Consider the following 15,742-nt stretch of genomic DNA (forward strand, 5'->3'; position numbering starts at 1 on the left):
TTGAGCCTCATCATTGACTTTGCTCCCACCATTCAATCACAAGGACTGGAAACACCATGCCCCATCTCGTTCTGGAATACACCGGCAATCTCGCGCTCGATGTGCAGCCCACCCTGCTCAAGCTCAACCAGGCACTGGTGGCCAGCGGCCACTTTGAAGAGAACGCCATCAAGGCGCGTGCCGTGCGCCTGGACAACTACCTGGTCGGTACCGCTGCCGAGGCCAAGCGTGCCTTCGTCGCACTGCGCCTGGCCATCCTGACCGGCCGCACGCTGGAAGAAAAGAAGTCGGTGTCGGACCTGCTGGGTGCGGCGATCCAGAGGGACCAGAGCTGGCCCCAGGATCTCCAGGTGCAGATCACCGTGGAAGTGGTCGACATGCAGCGCGAGACCTATTTCAAGGTCGCCCTGCAATAAGCCGATGGCGTGACCCTGCTGCCCTGGCAGCGGACACCCCAAAACGAAAAGCCGCGCGGTGCAAAACCGGGCGGCTTTTTTTCGGGTGAAGGACGCAGCGCGATGCTGTTCTTGTGATGCCGCGCAGCCTTCTCCCCCGGTGCATCAGGCGTTCAGGACGCCAGCGCCGTTTCGCGCAGGACCTCGCGGAACTGCACTACGTTGCCTTCCGGATCGAAGCCATCGCAGGCCCGGAAATCCGGTCCGTTCCATTCAGCCGCGGCGGGCTTCATGCCACCGCCGAGCTGCTCGGCAGACAGGCGCGTGTGGGCAAGTGAACGCACGGGAAGGAAGAGCTTCACCGGCACGTTCTCGCGCAGCACCGGTGGTGAACAAATCTCCACCTTGGCTGCCGTGGCTTGTGGAATCGCATGAATCACCAGCAGGAAATCCTCGGCCTCGATCACTACCTTCTCGGCTTGGGCCTGCTTGGGAACCACCGCCAGCACCTGCGCATAAAACGCGGCGAGGCGGGCTACATCTTTGGCGAACAGGACTGCGCCTGCTTTGGGCTGGGTCGACATCTCTGCTTTCAAAAACGTTGATCGGATCAAACAAGGAACGGCAGAGTTTATTTACGACCATGGCACTTGGCAAGCATTAATCGTCTCCCTGTGGCGACGCTGTTGTGTCGCTGTCCGGCGACGCCTTTCTGTCGTCCTTTGCATGAAATATTGCAGAGCAATATAAGAATCCGCTGACACGCGAAAGTGGTGCTGTCCGATGTTCATTTGCCTGCGAAGAAACTATCCTGACTTACCGTCGGCAAGAGACTAATAAAACGTCAATTGTCAGCATGATCAGCCAAGCTGTCTGTATGTGATCGGAATAGCATCGTTTGCACTAGGAACGCGTATAAATTGTAAGCGGATGTTCCCAAGCGGTTTACTTCCGAACTTGATCTGCTACCTTGATGTCGCAGGGCAACATGGTGTGCGGTGAAGAAAAAAGAAAAATATTTCCACTTGCACACTGACTTGCCGCACCGTCCCCCACTGCATAGCGCTGCGCAGACGGTGACCGAACATAACGCACCACAACCCTCACGAGTATCGCGCCATGAACATTCGAGACTTGCACGCTCAGTACACTCCCGAACGCTCCATTTTCAAGCGGTCCCAGGCTACGCATCACGCGAACCCGCAAGACCCTGCCCAGCGCATCGAGCTGGCGCATACCGACAGCGATGCCGATGCCTGGCTGGAACCGGCCCTGTCCGACTTCATATCGCTGGCCTCCAGCGTCTGCGGCACCCCCATGGGCATGTTCAGCCAGCTGCACGCCGATATCGGTCTGCAGCATCCTTACCTCTCGGTCAACAATGGCCGCGGTGATGCTCGCAACCAATGGTGGCGCTTCCCCGGTCAGACCGGTGTACTGCGTCATGCCGTCGACTTCTCGCTGTGTGAACTGGCCGCGCGTACGCCGGGCCAGGTTACCGAGGTCAGTGACCTGGCCGGCGATCTGCGCTTTGCCACCAGTGCATTGGCCCGCGGCAATCCGGCGGTGCGATTTTATGCGGGCGTACCGCTGGTATCGGGCAATGGCGATCTCCTGGGTACGCTGTGCGTGATGGACCGCGCACCGCGCACGCTGACTCCGGCGCAACGCGAAGCTTTCCAGAAGCTGGCACGCCAGCTCGAAGCGCAGATCGACAGCCATCGCGCCATGCAGAAGCTGGAGCAGCAGACGCTGACCGACGCCCTGACCGGCATCGGCAATCGCCGCAGTTTTGATTCACGCCTGCGCGAGGAGTGGACGCGCCATCTGCGCAACGCCCGCCCCTTGACCATGCTGATGGTGGACGTGGATTACTTCAAGCAATACAACGATACCTATGGTCACCCCGCCGGTGATGCGCTGTTGGTGCAGCTTGCTCGTGTGTTGCGCTCGCCGCTGCGTGCCAGCGATTTCCTGGCGCGCTACGGTGGCGATGAGTTCTCGCTGATCCTGCCGGATACCGACGAGACCGGCGCATTGCAGGTATCCGAACGCATCAGGCAGGCGGTGGCACGCGTGAGGTGGCCGCATACGGATATCGAAATCAGCCTCGGCGCAGCCACGGTGACGCCGTCGGAGATGTGCGACTTCAGCGCCTTGCTGCATGCGGCTGACCAGGCGATGTATCAGCGCAAGCATGGGCGTAATCCGCGCAATGCGTGATCGATGGCCTTGCAGGGATGGGAGGTCCAGGGCTTCTCTCTTGCTGCACGGAGAACGGCGCTGCTGCACGTGCAGCGGCGCTTTTGTTTGATGCGCCCTCAGGCAGCGCCGCTATTGGACAGCGATGAGATCAGCACGGCGCCGCAGCTGACCCGATGACCTTCGAAAGCGACTGCGATGCCATCGACCCTGATGCTCGGGTGTCCTTCGACGATGACGCAATCCGCGTGTCCCTTGACGGGACAGGAGCAACGGTCACCCACGCGGGCGACGGCCTTGTCTCTCACCTCCACGCGCGCCGCGGCGCTGATGACCTTGCCACCGTGGCTGGTCGGGTCGTCCAGACGGATGACGCCCTTCATCTTGCTCTCCTTGTCGACATGGATGATTCGCTGCTCAGTCCGAGTAGCCCTGCATATAGGTCTTCCAGTCAAAGTCTTTTCTCAACCCCCACCAAGGCAGATAGGCATAGCCCTCTCCCCGTGCGCGGAACCAGTTCTTCTCAGGATCGAAGACACGGGCACGCTCAGGAGGTGTCACCACCACCGCCGTCGCTTTATCCATCTCGGTGGTGCCTGCCACCATCACAGGCTTGCCCTTGTGATGGGCCCATGCAATGGCCAGCGCGGCATTCGTGATCGCCGTTCCGGCACGCATTTCCCCCAGCAGTTGCGGTGTGTTGAAGGCCTGTTTGAGCACGTCCAATTCAGGCAAGCTCTGCGTCATGGCCTGCGCCAGCGTGCCGATGCGGCGACCGGCTTCTTCACTGCCTTTGCCGGCATCGTGGATGACGTAACCAATGTCGTAGGGCGAGATGGACGCCTGTTCGGCGGCTGACTGAATTGCGCTCTTCCACGCGCCTGCGGTACGGCTTTCGCCTTCAGTGGTGGCAAAGTCCTCGACGTTGCGAACAGCGGGACGGGCGATCCAGGCAAGGGGTTCGCGGCCTGTCTCGAACTTGGGACCGGCCAGGATCAGCAAGGTACAGTTCTCGCTGATCCGACCATATTCGGGAAACTCGGGCGCATCCATGTTCATGACCCAGACGGTTTTGTCGGGGTGGGCTTCCAGATAATCCATCCCGGCTGACAGGGAGGTGAAACCGGCGCTGGCGCCGCCTCTGACGAGGTTGACATCGGCAGGGATATTCGCAGTGGATAGCTCGGGGTTGTAGAACACGAACTCTGCGTTAAAAGCCTTGCGTATGCGCTCCGCTGCATTCTCGGACGTCAACATGGGGACATCGGGAATTGCAAATTCGACGCGGATGCCGTGTAGCTCTCGCCACCTCTTTCGTTTCTCCGGTTGGATCGTGTAGAAGTAGTTGCCGTTGAGCGCGTACTGACGGCCGATAGGTTGGATGATCTTTCTCACGTAATCGGATAGGTAGCCTGGGAAGACGCTGCTTCCATCCTCAAAGACACTTTCCCTATCAAAATTGAAGCTTAAAGGAGCAATCTTCTGTATGGTCGTGAATGTCTCGGGATCTCTCTTCACCTCATCGTCGTCTTTATTCGGCTTAACTATGCCAAGCGTCCAGAGCAGTTGCCATTCGGTAGGATAGTCTCTTCTTATCAACGGGTTGAGCCATTGAACACCTACGACCTGCGCCTTGAAGTGCTCGGCGTTCACCACTACAGGCGACCCGGTCACTTCTGTGGCTCTGGAAGAACGATGCATGACAGCAGTTACGATCAGCACCACCAATGCCGCAATAGATAGCGGTAGGAATATCAATCGGTTCATCAGATCCTTTTCCTTCTATGGATAGTAGGCTCCGCAAAAATCAGTGCGCCAAATTTTCTGATCAATCCGAATAGCCTTGCATATAAGTCTTCCAGTCAAAGTCTTTCCTCAACCCCCACCAAGGCAGATAGGCATAGCCCTCTCCCCGTGCGCGGAACCAGTTTTTCTCCGAATCGAAGACACGGGCACGGTCAGGAGGCATCACCACCAACGCCGTAGCCTTATCGGCCTCGGTGGTGCCTGCCACCATCACGGGCTTGCCCTTGTGATGGGTCCATGCGATGGCCAACGCGACATTCGTGATTGCCGTTCCGGCACGCATGTCACCCAGCAGTTGCGGTGTATTGAAGGTCTGCTTGAGCACGTCCAGTTCAGGCAAGCTCTGCGTCATGGCCTGCGCCAGCGTGCCGATGCGGCGGCCAGCTTCTTCGCTGCCTTTGCCGGCATCGTGGATGACGTAACGAATGTCGTAGGGTGAGATGGACGCCTGTTCGGAGGCTGCCTGGATTGCGCTTTTCCACGCGCTTGCGGTACGGCTTTCACCTTCAGTGGTAGCGAAGTCCCCGACGTTACGAACTGCAGGGCGGGAGATCCATGCAAGAGGTTCGCGGCCTGTCTCGAACTTGGGACCGGCCAGGATCAGCAAGGTACAGTTCTCGCTGATCCGACCATATTCGGGAAACTCGGGCGCATCCATGTTCATGACCCAGACGGTTTTGTCGGGGTGGGCTTCCAGATAATCCATCCCGGCTGACAGGGAGGTGAAACCGGCGCTCGCGCCGCCTCTGGTGATGTTGACGTCGGCTGGAATATTTGATGTGGACAACTCAGGATTATGGAACTCGAACTCAGCCTTGAACGCTTCACGGGTACGTTCCGCAGCGTCATCCGAAGCCAACAACGAAATATCAGGAATGGCAAGTTCAACGTGGATGCCATGGAGTTCTCGCCACTTCTTTCGGTTCTCTGGTTGGATTGTATAGAAATACCTTCCGTTAAACGCGTATTGGCGACCGATAGGTTTTACGATTTCACTTAGATAGTCGGAAAGATATTCGGGAAAAACACTCCTTCCATCATCAAATACTATTTCCTTGCCGACATTGAAACTTAACGGTGCAATTGGTTGCACGCTCGTGAACGTGAGCGGATCTCTTTTCACCTCGTCGTCATCCTTGTTCGGATTTGCGACTCCCAACGTCCAAAGCAACTGCCATTCCGTCGGATAATCTCGTCGCATCAACGGATTAAGCCATTGGACGCCAATGACCTGCGCTCGAAAGCGTTCCTCGCTCGCTAGCGCCAAAGGTGCTTTTGTCACCTCGACTGCCCTGGATGATCGATGCGTAACAGCGGTTACTATAAGCACTATTAATGCCGCGATAGATAGCGGCAGGAATATCAATCGGTTCATCAAATCGCCTGTTTCCCAATGACGGGGTTGTTCTTGATCAAGGAAATACATCCGCCCCAAGCTGACAAAACACACCGCTATCAGCACTAAAAAAAAGAGCACAATTCGGCGAAGGGCGTTTCTCTGAAAGATGCTCATTACCTGACCTCCGGCTTAGCTATCTTCCAGGAGCGCTCATCCACGATGCCCGGCGGGCGAGTTGCCTCCTCATTCGAGAGCCAATCTTCTAGAGATTTTCCCTGCATGGTGCTTTTATGAAAATACTCCCCAAAATAGCGATGAGGATGTTGTTTCTTAAGCCCAGCGCCATACCGCCAATCCGCCTCAACCCGCAGCTCCCGCATCTCTTCCTCACTGAGCGTACAAACCCCAACGGCCACGTCATAAGCAGCAGCCAACCGCGCATGCTCCGAATTGGTCACGATAGTCGAGTGATCCGTGGCACTCTGATCCACGCCCTCCTTCAGGAAGATCCCAATCTGTTCGGTCCGCCAGGCCTGATATTCCCTGGTGGGCTCTCCACCAGGCTGTTCTCCGGTGACGTTCCCCTGTGCATCAACCATGTCATCCCGCCTGGCCTGCATGCGCAAGCGCGCCCGGTGCTCGTAACGTAATTGCGCCTCCGACTCTTGATCACCCTGCGGGGCATCGTCAGCAGAACCGTCCTGAGCCTGGCGCGTGGCATGCTCGTCATAGGGATCGCCAGCCTTCTTTTTATCCCCGCTCTTGGATGCGTCGCGTGCACTGCCGACGGCATCCACACCCTCGTCAAATTGCGGACTCGGCTTTCCATAGCGATAGGCCGTCGGCAGGAATTGCCGAGGCAATTCAGGGGCATCGACAGGGATGGACCAGCCCTTGTCAACATCCGCATTGACGCCTTGTTTGGCAAGGCCAATCAAACCGACCAAGGGGCCGGTGATCACGGACAGGATTTTCTCGATGATCGTCTCGCTCGAGGCCAGTCCCTGGCGCAATCGATACGTGACGATGGGTGACGGTGGATGCCAGAACCCGTCCTTGCCAGCACCGGCATCCTTGTTCCAGCGGTCGTCCCAATAACGATAAGACTTGCCGGGTGCCTGGCCGACCGAATATCGATGGGCAAAAACACGCTGCACGAATACGCCCCTGCCGTTGGTCATCTCGATTTCCTGCGCACTCATGCCACGCCAGCCTATCCCTTGCACGGTGGCGGCTGAAATCACCTGATCGTGCGGGTTGCAATAGAGCGTCACGCGACCAAATGTGGAACCGTTGAGCCCATGACGCTGGCGGTCTTCGGCCGCTGTAAACGCGGTACCTACTTTGGGCGAACTATTGGCCATCTCCTTGTCGACCCTCTCATCCGCGTGTGCACAGGCAGCGCGGGAACGTAACAGCGCAAAGAAATTCTTCAGCGTCTCTACCCGCGCGCGATGCGTCTGGCGTCCCAGCGAACCCTGGGAATCGCTGCTGCCGCGCTGGCTCCAGCTCTCCATCATGTTGTCCGGCAACAGGCTCAGCGGCGGATTGCACAGCAGATAGTTGTCCGCCTGCACACCAAGCCGCTCAGCGAGAAAGGCCGCAGCGATACCGACCATGTTGCCCTGGCTGTGGCACATCACGGTGATCGGGCAATCCGCCTGCCGCTGGCGAATGGACTTGATGAGCCGCGCCAGGCGCAGCGCGGCGTGAACGTAGTAGGCGCGGTGCGGGCAACGATAGACATCGCGACCGCTCACCGGATTGAGATGCTGAGCGGTCAGCCAGAGGAAAAGGCGGTCGTTAAGTCCCTCCGTCCAGAGATCGGCAATGGCCGAACAACCGTTGGCAAAGGGACCTCCACCCCAGTAATCGTTTTCGTTGAGCCAGACGTTCTTGCCGAATTGCCTCATCTCCATCTTGCCGGCCTTGTATCCCCAGCGAAAACGGATGACAGGCGAATAATGAGATGCGCCATTGATGAAATTGTCTGCGCTACGCTGGGGCGCGAGGTAGCCATCGGCGGTGAGCTCCGGCGTATAGTGCGCCGGCATCAGGCGTCCCGATGTCGGCCCGCTGTAGGCCATTTGCTCCGGTAGTCTGGCCAGCCGCTCATTGAGCCCCTCGCACAGGCCGCGTTCCGTGCTCTCGTACCACTCGCCATCGGAGTTCACCCCGTGAACCAGGATGATGACCCCGGGCAAGGGCAAGGTCTTGTAGAACCGTGCCTCGCCATGATCGGGCAAGAGCGCGAACTTGCCACCGCCTATCACGCGGAAGGGCTGATCGGAATCGGATGGGCTGCTCATGGTGGCGTTCTCCTCATGAATCAGTATCGAGAAATCGAATACGCATCTGCTCGAACGCGTTTCTGGAAATCGTGCCGGCCTTGCCTTGATCATCGGTCTTCCCCGCCGTCCCCGAGCCATCGCCGTGGTCGATCTCGAAGCGCGCGCCTGCCACGCTCTGGTCGTCAGTCGGGCGTGCCAGGACAGGCTTGCGACCCACCTCATCTTTCGCAAAGCGGGGCAATTCGCCGGACGCAGTCTGTGCATCGATCCAGCGGTGCGTGGCTGCATGTATCGTCGCTGTCCCACTGCAGCCGATGTCGATCTTTCCGCCGCCCAGGCGGAGATAGCTGCCGTCGGAGGCGGCCAGCAAGATCTCGTCGGCCGCAATGATCTGCACCTTGCCCTCGCTTGCACTCAGGCTCAGGTTCTTGGCGGCAGCCACCTTGGTATCGTTGTGCTGCGACTGCAGCCTGAGCTCACCCTGATGCGCGATCAGCTTCAGGTCTTCCGACTGGGCAAACAGAGAAATGCCCTTGCCTGCATTGGCCGTCAGATGTTCGCCGCTGGCCAGCTGGATATGGCGCAGCGCCACCGTGTCGCAGTTCTCGCCTGCGTGCGTGACGGCGGTCTCGGGCGTACTGAAATGCAGGCCCGCCGGGGCCGTGACGGCGACCACGGGCGCACTGCCACCCTCTGCAGCGGGCGCGGTGTTGGAGCCGTTTTCCCATTGCTGCACGTGCCGAACCAGGCGCTCATGCGCGGCTTGATCAGTCGCCATGGCCTGGTGCCGGGCTGCGTATTCGCCGATACCAGCAAAGAGCTGCACGCATTGCTGCATCAGTGTGAGCGTTTCTTCGCGCGCCAATTGGTGGCCACTGGCATTGAGACGCGCAAAGGCCGTGATCAGCAGGCCATGGGCCGTGCGCAAGCAACCTGCGGCATCCGTGGCCAGTTCGAAACCTTCGCCGCGCGGCGCCGACTGCCCGTCCGTGCGCGGCGAGCCCAGCCAGCCCTGGTTGAGCTGGGTGGCGGCGTGGTCCGACAAGAGCTGGCTGCTGATCTGCCCTGAGCTATCGTCAAATCGTAGATGGCCATGCCGGTCGCCCTTGAGCTCCTTGCTCCGGATGCCCGACAGGGCACTATTCTCCGGGAGCTTGCCCCGATGGGAAAACAGCGGCGGACAGTGATCGCCATCGTAGAGACCGCCCAGGGCCACAGGCTTGTCGGGGTGATGCTGTAGAAAGCCGATCAGGATTTCACTGCCCACCCGGGGCCAGAAGGCCGCGCCAAAACCAGCATCGGCCCAGGGCTGCAGAACGCGGATGCGGGCTGAGTCGCCGGTGGTCCCGCTGGCGCCACGCTGACGCGGATGTTCTTCGGGTCGGGTAAAGAGAAAACGCACGGCGATGCGCCCCATCTCATCGACATCGACCTCCTTGTCTCCATCCCCGACGACGAGTGCACTCATCATCCCCAGCTTGGGCACCTGGTCCGGGTCATACGACGGCACGATGGCGGTATCGCGCTGGACGCATTCAAACGCATTGCAGTAGACCGGTACGTCCAGCGCAGTCTGGTCACCCAGATGGGCGCGCGCCGGCAACCACTCCTGCATCAGCGCGGCCATCCATGGCGCATCAAGGACCAGGCCATTGCGCGCGTAGAGCGTGATCTGCGTGACGGTGAAGCGGCGAGCGTGCTCGGGCAGAGTATCGACGAGAGGATGTCCGCTCAAGGCGAATACGGTACCGCCGCGCAAGACGCGCACCACACTGCGGGCGCGGTACCCTTGGGCAGCCAGTTCATGAGCCTCCATCCGGTTTCTGGCCATTTTTCGCTGGTGAGCCGGTCCGGCCGCCAGGAACGGCGGAGCATACTCGTAATGGCCCAACGTGCGTGCGAGCTCAAGACCTGTCGTCCCTTCTCCGCGCAGCGCATCCTCCTGCGCTTGCAGACACCGGTTGGATTTGTAATCGAAGGCGGCCAGCGTGACTGCCTCGATCGATTGCTCGCGCCAGGCTTCCCAATGCGTCACCGTATCCGTCTGTTCCAGTGCGTCGGCGCGGTGGTAACGCAAGGCCACTGCGGACCGGTCGGGATAGGCCATCGGATGGTCAGCCAGATGCAGATGATGGACGGGTTCATCACCCTCCAGCGTAAAGCGGAAATGCCAGGCAATGCCTTCCTGGCGCCACAGCCGCTGCAGGAAAGCGGCATCGCTTTCTCCGGCCTGCATGACGAAGGCCCGCTGTGGATAGGTGTTGCGCAGGCCACTGGTATGCCAGCGCAAGGCGGCGGCCAGGACGCTATTGTCCTGGCCATGCTCGGTGAGGATCTGCTCGCTGATGTCCAAGACCGAACGGTCACAGAAGACGCGCCAGGTCTTGCGCTGCTCCAGCAGATGCAGTGCGTCGCAGAGCTCGAGCTCGTACAGGACTGCGCCGGCTTCCGAGTGGACTTGCCGCACGGCGCTGGTCAGGCCGCATACCAATGCCGGGCTCCCTTCGGCATCCCTCACGGAAAAGCCGACGGGAAGTCCTTGCAGATCGTGAATGGCAATATCGAGTGTACTGCTGGCGCACTGCAAGCGATAAAGCACATTGCCGCAGACAGCCTCCGTTCCGCTGACCTGCAAGGCGACCAGACGCTGAACAGGATCAGGGGCAGAGGCAGGCCAGTGCAGCCTCAGCAGACGACGCTCGTGCGTCAGCAGATTCAACAACGCACCCGGAGGCGCAGAGGTCATCGAGGAAGTGACTGTCATGATCGGAACGCAGCGAAGGGAAAGCTCTGCATGCTACCGAACAGCCAACGGAAATTATTTAGTATGTTTTCTAGATTTTGCTTCCATTGCCACCACCCCTCCCGTATGGACGAGGCAGATGTTTTGCTCTGTTGCCTGTTCTCATTGAGCCCAGCAAAACCATGGCCACCCGCATCGACAGACCCGGCACACGGAGACCATCGCCGACATGTTCCGTGCGTATCTGGAGAAGCAGCTACCGCCTTGACGCTGGCGTCATTGCTTGCGCTTGCGCGGTGCCGCCGTGGAGGCGCGCTGCACCAGTTGCGGGGTCGCGGTCACGCGCATGACGGGCGAGGGACTGCGCCCTTCGATCAGGGCCAGCAGCAGGTCGATGGACATGCGGGCCGCCTCTTCGGTCGGCACCGCCACCGTGGTCAAAGCGGGCCGTGAGACGCGCGCCCACTGGATGTCGGTGATGCCGGTCACGGAGATATCGCGTGGCACGTTCAGACCAAGGTCGGCAATGGCATTCATCGCGCCCAGCGCGGGCAGGTCATTGCTGGCGAAGATGGCGGTCAGTTGCGGCTCCTCGCGCAGCAGCGTCATGGTGGCCTGGTAGCCGGATTCGACCGTGTCGCCGATATAGCGGGTGCGCTGCAGGGTGTGCTTGATACCTGCGGCGGCACAGGCTTCCACGAAGCCGCGATAGCGCTCGGCATGGATGCCGCTCTTCTTGCTGCCCACCAGCGCACCGATGTGGCGATGGCCCAGCCCCACCAGGTGCTGCGCAGCGATGGCGCCGGCCGCAAAGAAATCCACCGCGATGCAGGGCAGCTCGGGCGGTGCATCGGGTTTTTCCCACATGCAAAGTACGACCGGTGCGCCGCGCTGTTCGGTCTTCTTCAACTCATCCATGGGCAGGTTGGCATTCATGATGAGTACGCCGTCCGACAGCGTGCCGGCGATCTGGTCCAGATAGGCACGGCCGGTATCGGGGTCGTCGTTGGTATTGCAGACGATCAGGAAACGACCGCGCTCGCGCGCCGCGCGTTCGGCGGCCAGGGCGAATTCCGGATAGAAGGGATTGGCGATGCTGGAGACCACCAGCGCCAGTGTCGGCGCGCGACCTTCGGCCAGCGCACGGGCCGTCAGATGCGGCCGATAGCCGAGCTGGGCAACCGCCTCCAGCACGCGCTGGCGCGTCTGCTCGCCAACCTTGCCGCGCTGGCGCAAGACGTTGGACACAGTGGCCGAGGTAACACCGGCCAGACGGGCAACTTCGGATAAGGTGGTCATGGGTGCATGGAGTTGGAAGCCCTCGCATTCAAACCGCTTATGACGGCCTTGTCAACGCGCACGCGTCAGCCACGATGCACGCCATGAATGCGCAGCCCGCAGGAAATACGGAAACGATTTACGCAAAGTTCGCCGGCCCCTCGCACATGCGCATGAGCGTTTCCTGACAAATCGCTGGCAGCTGGTGGTTACAGGATTGTTGTTGCGGAGGGCATGCAAGATGGGTATGATCAACCAAAATATTTGCCAACCCAACACGGCAACACGCTCAGAACAACGACGTGGAGACAACCCCCGATTGCACACAGGAAACTCAAGCGATCTTTTTTTTGGCTCGCTTGATTAAGCGCTTAACCTGACACCGCACCTGCCTCGTGGCGCCCTGCCCTGCAATCCATTTCTGTTAGGAAAACGTGATGGCCAGCATCAGCTTGCGTGCAGCACAAAAAGCCTACGGCGATGCACCGCCGGTGATCCGCAATGTCGACCTCGACATTGGCGAACATGAATTCTGTGTTTTCCTGGGCCCGTCCGGCTGCGGCAAATCCACGCTCCTGCGCAGCATCGCGGGGCTGGAAGATCTGACCAGCGGTGACCTCTTCATCGGTGGCAAGCGCGTCAATGATGTGCCCTCGGCGCAGCGTTCGGTAGCGATGGTGTTCCAGAGCTATGCACTGTTTCCGCACATGACGGTGTATGAAAACATGAGCTTCGGTCTGACCCTGGCCAAGCTGCCCAAGGCCGAGATCGAACAGAAGGTGCGCGAAGCTGCGCGCATCCTGCAGCTGGAAGAACTGTTGCAGCGCAAGCCCAAGGAACTCTCCGGCGGCCAACGTCAGCGCGTGGCGATTGGCCGCGCCATCGTGCGGCGCCCCGGGGTGTTCCTCTTCGACGAACCGCTCTCCAATCTCGATGCCACCCTGCGCAGCCAGACCCGCATCGAGATCGCGCGCCTGCATCGCCAGTTCGAGCAGGCCAGCGTGGTCTACGTCACGCACGACCAGGTCGAGGCGATGACCCTGGCCGATCGCATCGTGCTGCTGCATGCCGGCGCCGATACCCAGCGCTTTGGCAGCATCGCCCAGGTGGGCGCGCCCATGGAGCTGTATCACCATCCGCGCAATCGCTTCGTGGCCGGCTTCATCGGTTCTCCACGCATGAACTTCCTGCCGGCACAGGTGGTGAGCGCCCAGGACAATGGCATCCAGATCCGCTTGCAGCACAGCGAAGAAACCCTGCTGGTCGCCGCCAAAGGTCCGGTGCAAGCGGGCCAGCAGGTGACCGTGGGCGTGCGTCCCGAACACATGGAGATCGGCACCCAGGGCCAGTACGGCATCACCCGCGAAGTGATGCTGGTGGAGCGCCTGGGCGAGCAGACCTACGTGCACCTGGACGAACCGGCCGGTCAGCCGCTGGTGGCCAAGGCGCCGGGCGATGCCCGCATTGCCCGCGGCGAACGCCTGCGCGTAACGGTGACGCCGAGCTGTGCCTACCTCTTCGATGAGGACGGGGTCGCGCTGGCGCGCACAGAAGTTCATCCGGGCCTGGCCGCCGCAGCCTGAACAGGCCGCGTACGCGCCCTTCTTCACTCCACGCTTCACTACCGCTAAGGAACCACGACCATGTCGTTACGATTGGGAGTCTGTTACTACCCTGAACATTGGCCCGAGGCCATGTGGGAAAGCGATGCCCGGCGCATGAAGGCGCTGGGCATCAAGCAGGTGCGCATCGGCGAATTCGCCTGGAGCCGCATCGAACCTTCGCCCGGAGACCTGCGCTGGGACTGGCTCGACCGCGCCATCGAGGTGTTGGCCAAACATGACCTGGAAGTGGTGATGTGCACCCCGACCGCAACGCCTCCGAAGTGGCTCATCGACCGTCATGACGACGTGCTGGCAGTCGATGCCAACGGTCGCGAGCGCGCCTTCGGTTCGCGCCGTCATTATGATTTTTCCTCGGACTCGTATTACGAGGAATCACAGCGCATCGTGCGCCTGCTGGGCGAACGTTACGGCCAGCATCCGGCGGTCACCGCCTGGCAGCTGGACAATGAATACGGCTGCCACCAGACCGTGGTCAGCTATTCGCCCTCGGCCCAGCGCCGCTTCCGACAGTGGCTGCGCCAGCGCTATGGCAGTATCGATGCCCTCAATACCGCCTGGGGCACGGTGTTCTGGAGCATGGAATACCGCAGCTTCGAGGAGATCGATGCGCCCGTGGGCACCGTCACCGAGGCCCATCCCTCGCATCGCCTGGACTATCGCCGCTTTGCGTCGGATGAAGTGGTGCGCTACAACCGCATGCAGGTCGAGATCCTGCGTCCGCTCTCGCCGGGCCGTCTGATGGTGCACAACTTCATGCAGATGTTCCTGGAGTTCGATCACTATCCGGTCGCCGCCGACCTCGATGTCGCCACCTGGGACAGCTATCCGCTGGGCGCGCTGGAAGTGATGTGGTACGACCCGGAAACCAAGGCGCGCTGGCTGCGCACCGGCCATCCCGATTTCGCCAGCTTCAACCACGACCTCTATCGCGGCATGTCGGCCCAGCCGTTCTGGGTGATGGAACAACAGCCCGGCCCGGTGAACTGGGCGCACTGGAACCCGGCCCCACTGCCCGGCATGGTGCGCCTGTGGAGCTGGGAAGCCTTTGCCCACGGTGCGGGCTGCGTGTCCTACTTCCGCTGGCGTCAGTGCCCGTTCGCGCAGGAACAACTGCACGCCGGCCTGAACCGTCCCGACAATCGCCTGGACGTGGGCGGCAGCGAAGCCGAACGCGTGGCCCGGGAAATCCTCGCGGTGGAAAACGCCAACGGCGCGCTGGCCCAGCCGCGCGGCAAGGTGGCGCTGCTGTTCGATTACGATGCCAAGTGGCTCTTCGAGATCCACTTCCAGGGCATCGATTTCGAATATGCGCATTTCGCCTTCGACTATTACTCGACCCTGCGTTCGCTCGGCCTGGATGTGGACATCGTCCCGCTCAACGCCGATCTGCAAGGCTACGCCATGATCGTGGTGCCGCCGCTGCCCATCGTGCCGGACGATCTGCCGGGCCGCATCGCAGAGAGCGGTGCGCAGGTGGTATTCGGTCCGCGCAGCGGCTCCAAGACCCAGTCGCTGCAGATTCCTTCGACCCTGCCGCCGGGCCCGCTGCAACAGTTGCTGCCGATGCGCGTATGGCGGGTGGAATCGATGCGCCCCAACGTCAGCGAAACAGTACAGTTCGGTACGACACAAGGCCAGGCCCGCTACTGGCGCGACCTGATCGAAGCCGATGGCGAGGGCCTGCAGACCATTGCCAGCTTCGGTGACGGCCATCCAGCCATCGTGCAGAAGGAGCGCGCGCACTACCTGGCCGGCATCTTCGATACCGAGCTGACCACGCGCTACTTCGAGCACGTGGCGCGCGCCGCCGGACTGGCTCCGCAACGCCTGCCGGAAGGCCTGCGCCTGCAGCAGCGGGGCGGCCTGCAGTTCGCCTTCAACTACAGTGACGCACCGATCACGCTGCCGCACGCCGACGGCGCGCAGTTCCTGGTCGGACAGGCAGCGCTGGAGCCGCAGGGCGTGGCCATTTACCGTCCGCACACGCAAGCATGAGCAATACGCCGGCCTCACTCTGGAAGACAGCACGGCGGCTGCGGCCGCCTGCACAAGCAGGCCACAGA

Annotated in this window: 11 protein-coding genes; 4 read left to right on the top strand and 7 right to left on the bottom strand. The window is 60.8% G+C overall.

Annotated features, from left to right (window positions below; genetic code table 11):
• Window positions 1-56 precede the first annotated feature (56 nt).
• Window positions 57-416: a 5-carboxymethyl-2-hydroxymuconate Delta-isomerase gene (locus tag ACODSZ_RS12350; RefSeq protein ID WP_488927685.1), complete on the top strand. Its 360-nt coding sequence runs from the start codon at window positions 57-59 to the stop codon at window positions 414-416.
• Between the two features lie 152 nt (window positions 417-568).
• Here ACODSZ_RS12350 and ACODSZ_RS12355 read toward each other — a convergent pair whose 3' ends face one another.
• Complete coding sequence (locus tag ACODSZ_RS12355) at window positions 569-979, bottom strand: VOC family protein (RefSeq protein ID WP_008334403.1); 411 nt, start codon at window positions 977-979, stop codon at window positions 569-571.
• A gap of 535 nt (window positions 980-1,514) precedes the next feature.
• Here ACODSZ_RS12355 and ACODSZ_RS12360 point away from each other — a divergent pair.
• Window positions 1,515-2,618, top strand: coding sequence for a GGDEF domain-containing protein (locus tag ACODSZ_RS12360; protein ID WP_237713618.1), 1,104 nt, complete (start codon window positions 1,515-1,517; stop codon window positions 2,616-2,618).
• Between the two features lie 98 nt (window positions 2,619-2,716).
• Here ACODSZ_RS12360 and ACODSZ_RS12365 read toward each other — a convergent pair whose 3' ends face one another.
• The 6 genes from ACODSZ_RS12365 to ACODSZ_RS12390 form a co-directional block, all read right to left on the bottom strand.
• On the bottom strand, window positions 2,717-2,980 hold the full coding sequence (locus ACODSZ_RS12365) for a PAAR domain-containing protein (RefSeq protein WP_488927686.1): 264 nt from the start codon (window positions 2,978-2,980) through the stop codon (window positions 2,717-2,719).
• Window positions 2,981-3,014: 34 nt separating this feature from the next.
• Window positions 3,015-4,364: a hypothetical protein gene (locus ACODSZ_RS12370; RefSeq protein ID WP_488927687.1), complete on the bottom strand. Its 1,350-nt coding sequence runs from the start codon at window positions 4,362-4,364 to the stop codon at window positions 3,015-3,017.
• A 61-nt stretch (window positions 4,365-4,425) separates the two neighbouring features.
• Window positions 4,426-5,916 (bottom strand): hypothetical protein, encoded by a 1,491-nt coding sequence (locus tag ACODSZ_RS12375; RefSeq protein WP_488927688.1) that lies wholly within the window; start codon window positions 5,914-5,916, stop codon window positions 4,426-4,428.
• Complete coding sequence (locus tag ACODSZ_RS12380; RefSeq protein WP_488927689.1) at window positions 5,916-8,051, bottom strand: T6SS effector phospholipase Tle3 domain-containing protein; 2,136 nt, start codon at window positions 8,049-8,051, stop codon at window positions 5,916-5,918. The genes ACODSZ_RS12375 and ACODSZ_RS12380 overlap by 1 nt, the downstream gene beginning before the upstream one ends.
• A 13-nt stretch (window positions 8,052-8,064) precedes the next feature.
• Entirely contained in the window at window positions 8,065-10,797 is a 2,733-nt protein-coding gene (locus ACODSZ_RS12385; protein ID WP_488927690.1) for a type VI secretion system Vgr family protein, read from the bottom strand.
• Between the two features lie 255 nt (window positions 10,798-11,052).
• Window positions 11,053-12,075, bottom strand: a complete 1,023-nt coding sequence (locus tag ACODSZ_RS12390) for a LacI family DNA-binding transcriptional regulator (protein ID WP_488927691.1) — start codon at window positions 12,073-12,075, stop codon at window positions 11,053-11,055.
• 416 nt (window positions 12,076-12,491) lie between these two features.
• Here ACODSZ_RS12390 and ACODSZ_RS12395 point away from each other — a divergent pair, with 416 nt between their 5' ends.
• Window positions 12,492-13,637 (top strand): ABC transporter ATP-binding protein, encoded by a 1,146-nt coding sequence (locus ACODSZ_RS12395; RefSeq protein WP_008334390.1) that lies wholly within the window; start codon window positions 12,492-12,494, stop codon window positions 13,635-13,637.
• Between the two features lie 60 nt (window positions 13,638-13,697).
• Entirely contained in the window at window positions 13,698-15,674 is a 1,977-nt protein-coding gene (locus ACODSZ_RS12400; protein WP_488927692.1) for a beta-galactosidase, read from the top strand.
• The last annotated feature ends 68 nt before the right edge of the window (window positions 15,675-15,742 follow it).

This window comes from Herbaspirillum sp. FG34, assembly GCF_057809315.1.